A 233-nucleotide genomic window follows, 5' to 3' on the forward strand; every position below is an offset into this window, starting at 1 on the left:
GCCGCACTCGACGCAGAAGTGTTCCGGGAGGCCATGCCCCTCGGGGCACATGACCAGGTCGTACTCCCGCTCGACCTCGGGGTGGCAGAGCGTGCAGATGTCCTCGGGGATCCCCCCGTGCTCCGGGCACAGCAGCAGCGTCTCCCGCAGCCCCGGGTGGCAGAGCGTGCAGAACCGCTCCGGCGCCCCGTGCTCCCGGCAGTACAGACCATCATCGACCGCGCCGGCCGGCG

At 72.1% G+C, this 233-nt stretch carries 1 pseudogene; it reads right to left on the reverse strand.

Annotated elements, in window-relative coordinates:
• A pseudogene (locus AB1L88_RS27010) lies at window positions 1-233 on the reverse strand (efflux RND transporter periplasmic adaptor subunit); the annotation flags it as partial.

The sequence above is a fragment of the Tautonia sp. JC769 genome (assembly GCF_040717455.1).
Classification (GTDB): domain Bacteria; phylum Planctomycetota; class Planctomycetia; order Isosphaerales; family Isosphaeraceae; genus Tautonia.